This window comes from Mesorhizobium sp. M7A.F.Ca.US.007.01.2.1 (assembly GCF_003998165.1).
GTDB lineage: Bacteria > Pseudomonadota > Alphaproteobacteria > Rhizobiales > Rhizobiaceae > Mesorhizobium > Mesorhizobium ciceri.
On sequence record NZ_RZQP01000302.1, the window covers coordinates 1 to 6,179 of the forward strand.

7 protein-coding genes and 1 pseudogene are annotated in these 6,179 nt (G+C 64.2%); 6 read left to right on the plus strand and 2 right to left on the minus strand.

Annotated elements, in window-relative coordinates; all coding sequences use genetic code 11:
• From EN949_RS31860 to moaB, 5 genes and pseudogenes are all read left to right on the plus strand, one after another.
• Nucleotides 1-464: pseudogene (locus tag EN949_RS31860) on the plus strand (methyltransferase); the annotation flags it as partial.
• A 79-nt stretch (nt 465-543) separates the two neighbouring features.
• Complete coding sequence (locus tag EN949_RS31865; protein ID WP_063171637.1) at nt 544-1,407, plus strand: S49 family peptidase; 864 nt, start codon at nt 544-546, stop codon at nt 1,405-1,407.
• A gap of 83 nt (nt 1,408-1,490) precedes the next feature.
• Complete coding sequence (locus EN949_RS31870) at nt 1,491-1,676, plus strand: membrane protein (protein ID WP_013532834.1); 186 nt, start codon at nt 1,491-1,493, stop codon at nt 1,674-1,676.
• Between the two features lie 20 nt (nt 1,677-1,696).
• Complete coding sequence (locus tag EN949_RS31875; protein WP_127371055.1) at nt 1,697-2,596, plus strand: 4-(cytidine 5'-diphospho)-2-C-methyl-D-erythritol kinase; 900 nt, start codon at nt 1,697-1,699, stop codon at nt 2,594-2,596.
• The gene (moaB, locus tag EN949_RS31880; RefSeq protein WP_127367197.1) at nt 2,583-3,137 is read left to right on the plus strand and encodes a molybdenum cofactor biosynthesis protein B; all 555 of its coding nucleotides are present in this window, start codon (nt 2,583-2,585) and stop codon (nt 3,135-3,137) included. Before EN949_RS31875 ends, moaB begins: the two co-directional genes overlap by 14 nt.
• A 20-nt stretch (nt 3,138-3,157) precedes the next feature.
• Here moaB and EN949_RS31885 read toward each other — a convergent pair whose 3' ends face one another.
• Nucleotides 3,158-4,132 carry a hypothetical protein gene (locus EN949_RS31885; RefSeq protein WP_127367196.1) on the minus strand — a complete coding sequence of 325 codons (975 nt, stop codon included), beginning with the start codon at nt 4,130-4,132 and terminating at the stop codon, nt 3,158-3,160.
• Nucleotides 4,133-4,275: 143 nt separating this feature from the next.
• Entirely contained in the window at nt 4,276-4,800 is a 525-nt protein-coding gene (locus tag EN949_RS31890; RefSeq protein ID WP_013532838.1) for a glycosyltransferase, read from the minus strand.
• A 149-nt stretch (nt 4,801-4,949) separates the two neighbouring features.
• Between EN949_RS31890 and EN949_RS31895 the strand changes: the two genes are divergently transcribed.
• Nucleotides 4,950-6,104, plus strand: a complete 1,155-nt coding sequence (locus EN949_RS31895; RefSeq protein WP_023808673.1) for a PA0069 family radical SAM protein — start codon at nt 4,950-4,952, stop codon at nt 6,102-6,104.
• The last annotated feature ends 75 nt before the right edge of the window (nt 6,105-6,179 follow it).

A 6,179-nucleotide genomic window follows, 5' to 3' on the forward strand; every position in this document is an offset into this window, starting at 1 on the left:
CCGATGTCACCGTATCGGGCCGGGCGCGGGCGGCCGCCGGCCTCGCCGACAATGATTTCGACTTCGTCATCATGAACCCGCCCTTCAACGCTCCCCGGGACCGCGCCTCCCCCGATCGCCTCAGAAAAGAGGCCCATGTCATGGAGGACGGGGTGTTCGAGAGCTGGATCCGCAGTGCGGCGGCGGTGGTCAGGCCGCGCGGCGGGCTTGCCGTCATCGCCCGCCCCGAACAGCTCGGCGCCATTCTCGATGCGATCGCAGGGCGCTTCGGCGATGCCGAAATGCTCGCCGTCCACCCTCGCCCAGACGCCGCGGCAATCCGCATCGTTGTGCGGGCAGCGCTCGGGGCACGGGGAAAGCTTGCCATCCGCCCGCCCCTGATGCTGCACGCGCAATCAGGCAACGGCCCTGACGAGCGCAGCGAAATGATTACCAACGGCCTCGCCTCGCTGTTCGGAGATTGAGCTATTCTGCCTGGCCACATTGCCGTTGGCCGGGAAATCCCTACATGCCTGCAACCTATCGACCGGAGACCGCGCCCTCGTGAAACGCCTTATCAACCGCCTGCTGCCGAAATCCTGGCGCTCCACCGTCGTCACCATTCCGGTCATCCGGCTGCACGGCACCATCATGGCAGGCGGTGGCCAGTTCCGGCCGAGCCTGTCGCTGGCCTCCACCGCTGGCCTCATTGAGAAGGCGTTTTCCTACGACGCCCCGGCAGTCGCCATCTCGATCAATTCGCCCGGCGGCTCGCCGGTGCAGTCGCGGCTGATCTTCAAGCGCATCCGTGACCTGGCCACGGAAAAGAACAGAAAGGTACTGGTCTTCGTCGAAGACGTGGCGGCGTCGGGTGGCTACATGATCGCGGTTGCCGGTGATGAGATCTTCGCCGACCCATCCTCCATCGTCGGGTCGATCGGCGTGGTCTCGGCTTCGTTCGGCTTCCCGGAACTGATGAAGAAGATCGGCATCGAGCGACGCGTCCACACCGCCGGCCAGAACAAGGCGGTGCTCGACCCGTTCAAGCCCGAGAAAAAGGAAGATGTCGAGCGGCTGAAGGCGCTGCAGCTCGAGGTGCACGGCACGTTCATCGACCTCGTCAAGGAGCGGCGCGGCGCGAAACTGAAAGACGACCCGGACCTGTTCACCGGCCTGTTCTGGACCGGCATCAAGGGCCTTGAACTCGGCCTGGTCGATGCGCTCGGCGACATGCGCACGGTGCTCAAGACCCGTTTCGGGGCGAAAACCCAGCTCAGGCTGATCACGACACCGCGCGGTTTCCTCAGCCGCTTCGGCCTGTTTGGCTCAAGCAAGGGCTTTTCAGCGCCCGATATCGCAGGCGCTGCCGCCAGCGGCCTGATCGATGCGGCGGAAGAGCGCGCATTGTGGTCTCGCTTCGAGCTTTGAAAACCCGGCAAAAGCGTCTAGCATGAGAGCTTAACCGACCCGACCGGCCACCTTCGCCGGCCCAGCGTGGGAGGAGTTTTGGTATGCCGCAGATCATTTTCTTCGCCGTCGTTGGCGTCGCCGCCTATTTCGGCTACCGCACCTTCATTAGGGAAGCCGAACGCGTGACCGCCAAGGTGCGGCGTACCGAAAAGCAGACGGCCAACGGCGCGATGGGCACTTTGGTCAAGGATCCGAAGACCGGCGAGTACCGGCTGGCCAAGGACTGAGCACCATTTCGCAGACCATTGTGGACACCGACATCGGGTCGCGTAGCTGGCACGCGCACGCCAAGATCAATCTTGCGCTGCATGTCACCGGCAGGCGACCTGACGGCTATCATCTGATCGAAAGCCTGGCGGTGTTCACGCGGTTTGGCGACAGGATCGAAATCGCGCCCGCCGACATTGATGAATTTACCGTGTCCGGCCGCTACGCCCCGGCCGTTCCTCTCGACGCCAGCAATCTGGTGCCTAGGGCGCGCGATGCCCTGCGACAGGCGGTCGGGCACGAGAGAACACCGCCGGTCGCTATCCGGCTGGAAAAGAACCTGCCGGTCGCCTCCGGCGTCGGCGGCGGTTCGAGCGACGCGGCGACCGTGCTGCGCGGGCTGGTGGAGACATGGGGCCTGGATATCGACGGCGCAGAGCTGGCGCGGATCGGCATTTCGCTCGGCGCCGATGTGCCGATGTGCCTGGCGGCAAAGCCGCTGGTCGCGCGCGGCATCGGAGATGAACTGTCGATGGTGCCGGATTTTTCGGCGCTTGGCCTGGTGCTGGTCAATCCGGGCACCCCGGTCTCGACGGCGGACGTCTTTGCGGCGCTTTCCCGGCGCGACAACGAGGCCTTGCCGCCGCTGCCGCGCAGCATCGATTTTCATAGCCTGCGCAACTGGCTGGAGATCACCCGCAACGATCTCGAGCCCGCCGCGCTGGCGATGCAGCCGGCTATCGGCAGGGCGCTTTCCTGGCTGAACAAGGCCGGATCGGGTTTTTCACGGATGTCCGGGTCTGGCGCCACCTGCTTCGGCCTGTTCGAGACCGGCAATGTCGCCAAGCGCGCCGCCGCCGAAATCCGCGGCCGCCAGCCCGACTGGTTCGTCGCGGCGACGCGCAGCATCGCATCGGAGGGATCGGATGGCCAGAATTGACGAGAGCCGCTCCTTCATTCCCGTGCGCATCGCGGTGCTGACCGTTTCAGATACGCGCAGCCTCGCCGACGACAAATCCGGCCAGACGCTGGCCGACCGCATCACCGAGGCCGGCCATATGCTGGCGGCCCGCGATATCGTCACCGACGATCGGGAAAAAATCCGCGACACGGTTCTGGCGTGGTCGCGGGACAAGAATATCGATGTCATCATCACCACCGGCGGCACCGGTTTCACCGGCCGTGACGTGACGCCGGACGCGCTGGAGCCGATCTTCGAAAAGCGCATGGATGGCTTTTCGGAAGTGTTCCACCGGATCTCCTACGACAAGATCGGCACCTCGACGATTCAGAGCCGGGCGACCGGCGGCGTCGTCAACGCCACCTTCGTCTTCGTGCTGCCGGGTTCGCCAGGCGCCTGCAAGGACGCGTGGGACGGCATCCTGAAGGCACAGCTCGACTACCGGCATATGCCGTGCAACTTCGTCGAGATCATGCCGCGCCTGGACGAGCATTTGCGGCGCGGCAAATCAGCTCCGTAAAGCCGAGGCAAGCGTCGCTCTCAGCGGATGACCGGTTCGCCATGAAACCGCCGGCGCGACGGCGGCGACACGCCGAAGCCGACTTCCATCATCAGTCGCGGCGTGCGTGCCGGCACGGTGCCCATATGGAAGCCAAAAGGGTCCTCGACGAAACCGAGACCGGCCTCGCCGGTCAGCGTCACCGGGCTCTGCTCGCCATAGACATCCAGGACCTGTTGCGCGGGGTGGCCAACCAGAAGCGTGAGCTGGTGCTTGAGGCTGCGGCGCTTGTGGCTGCCCCTGACATAGACATGCGGACCGGTGTCGGCGTCGACCGGCTTGAGGTAGAAGAAGAATTTCAGCATGCGCCAATCATCGAGGTCGAAATGATACTTGCCGAGCGAGGCGAGGTTCTTGTCGGCATCCGAAGCGGCACCGGTTGGAAAACTCCACCAGACGCGCGTCGTGATCAGTTTTGCCTGGCCGCCGAGATAGTGCGCGGCAATATCCAGAAGCAGCGGATCGCGCTGGATGGCAAGCGCCGCCGGGCAGTCGAGGATGCGCTCGAAAAAATGCCCGCTGAGCAGCGAGCGGCCAAGGCGTTTCTCGGCCTCGGGATGTTCCCCCGGCATGAATTCGAGACGGCGGTCGAAATTGCCGAAGCAAGGCGTGCGCCCGGCGAAGTCGGCGATCTCTTCATGGATATCAGGCGGCAGGACCAGGCCTGAGAACAGCCCGTCGGAGCGCAACGCATCGACGACCGCTCCCCGTTCGACACCGGCAAACATCGTATCCCCGGCATTGGCGACCGGGCGGGCGCGTTTTGCGCCCAGCCAATGCATGCGGCGTCCAGGCATTGTGCGCGCCAGCACGAACATCGGCAGCCAGGCGGGGTTTTCGCGCAGGTCCTTGAGATAGGTCGGAATGCGCACCGCGATGCGTCGCAACAGACTGCCGTCGCGCGCAATAGCCTCGAGACTGGCCGCGCCGGATGTGTCGGGGGTTGAAAGCTTCATTGGGTCCTCGGCTATGAGAGCACCACCGATGCCGCATCGGTGCTCGCCACTCGGCATGTCCCAAACCCAATTCCCGCTTGAACGGAAGCTAACCCCGCGTCAGATTTTGTGCAATGCACAATGGTCTGAGCAGCTGCAAAAAATCATGTCGAGGAGCGGCGTTCCTGCTTGGCGGGCGCCATCCAGATCTCGGCGTCGAGCCGCTTCGTTGCGAGGCCGCGGGCGATGGCCTCAGCACTGCCGGCACTCTTGGCCGCGGCCGCCGCCTGACGCTTGCTGATCAGCAATCCGTCGGCCAGGGCGCGGTTTCCCGAAAAGACCCGTGCCAGGAATGGCGTGCGGCTGGCCCGCGTGCGCGAAAATCGTGCGGCCATGGTCTGCCTGGCCGTATGCGCGACAACCTCATCGATCCAGCCCTCCACCAACCGCGCGCCCGGTTCCAGGAGCAGCAACCAGTCCCCCTTGGCCTGGCGGATGCCGGCAGCGACACCGCCGGTCACGTACTGACAGCCGGCATGCTCGGCCACACGATGCGTCTGGTCGGTGGAGCCTGTGTCGCAGACGATGACTTCACGCACCACGCCTTCGACCGCGCCGCCAATCAGCGAGGCGAGCGTGCGGGCGAGGCCCTCCTCGTCATTGCGGGTTTCGATGAGAACACTGAGCATCCTTAGCCGAATAGCGGAAAGCGCCGGACAGCGCCAGTTTTGCATCGCACCATAAAAAGTTCTTGCTTTGTTCTCATCGATGAAATAGGAATAATTTCATGAACAGAGCGATTCGACACAACACGGACAGTCCCTGGGAGCGGGCGAAAATGGAACAGATCGTGCGCGCCGACATTGCAGCTTTCGGAGCAGGAAGAGCCGAGATGGCCAATGCGATGGTCGAGCAGAGCGGCATGCGTGTCCGCCCGGACCGCAACCGCGGCAGGTCGGCCGGCATCAACCCGTCCGGCCGATTCGAGCCAGTCAGCCGGCACGTGTTCGACGATGGCTGGAATTCGCTGGAAGAACTGCCCCCCTTCAAGACCGAAGTGCAGGTCGAGAAGCCGCGCACCATCATCACCCGCAACGAATCGCCCGACATTTCCTTCGACCGTTCCATCAACCCTTATCGCGGCTGCGAGCATGGCTGCGTCTATTGCTTTGCCCGCCCGACGCACGCGTTCATGGGCCTGTCGCCGGGTCTGGATTTCGAATCGAAGCTGTTCGCCAAACCTGATGCGGCGCGCTTGCTCGACAAGGAGCTTTCGAAGGACAGCTATCAGCCGCGCACCATCGCCATCGGCACCAACACCGACCCCTACCAGCCGATCGAGAAGCAATACCGGATCATGCGCGAAATCCTCGAAGTGCTGGAAGCGCGCGGCCATCCGGTCGGCATCGTGACAAAGTCCGCCCTGGTGACGCGCGATATCGATATCCTGTCGCGCATGGCCGAACGCGGGCTCGCCAAGGTGGCGCTGTCGGTGACGACGCTCGACCGCATGCTGGCGCGCACCATGGAGCCGCGCGCGTCGACACCGACCAAGCGGCTGGAAGCGATCCGGCAGCTTTCGGATGCCGGCATTCCGGCGTCGGTCATGGTGGCGCCGATCATTCCGGGCCTGACCGATCCGGAGATGGAACGCATCCTCGATTCGGCACGTGCGGCCGGCGCGCGCGAGGCGGGTTATGTGATCCTGCGGCTGCCGCTGGAGGTCAGCCCGATCTTCAAGGACTGGCTGCTGCGCCATTATCCCGACCGTTACCGCCATGTGATGTCGCTTGTCCGCTCCATGCGTGACGGCAAGGACTACGATTCGGAATGGGGCAAGCGCATGAAGGGCGCCGGTCCCTATGCCTGGCAGATCGGCCGGCGCTTCGAGATCACAGCCAAGCGGCTTGGTCTCAATGCCGAACGGCGCACGCTGCGGACCGATCAGTTCGTTGCCGCCGGGAAAGACCAGGTGCAACTGACGCTGCTTTGAAGAGACAATTCGTCGCGATGGTTTGATCCGTCGCGCACCAAGAATCCCGTCCGGCCTGCCCCGGCCTGCAGACGG

Coding starts and splice junctions, on each gene's coding strand:
- EN949_RS31870 (WP_013532834.1), top strand. CDS start 1,491: ATGCCGCAGATCATTTTCTTCGCCGTCGTTGGCGTCGCCGCCTATTTC.
- moaB (WP_127367197.1), top strand. CDS start 2,583: ATGGCCAGAATTGACGAGAGCCGCTCCTTCATTCCCGTGCGCATCGCG.
- EN949_RS31885 (WP_127367196.1), bottom strand. CDS start 4,132: ATGAAGCTTTCAACCCCCGACACATCCGGCGCGGCCAGTCTCGAGGCT.
- EN949_RS31890 (WP_013532838.1), bottom strand. CDS start 4,800: ATGCTCAGTGTTCTCATCGAAACCCGCAATGACGAGGAGGGCCTCGCC.
- EN949_RS31895 (WP_023808673.1), top strand. CDS start 4,950: ATGGAACAGATCGTGCGCGCCGACATTGCAGCTTTCGGAGCAGGAAGA.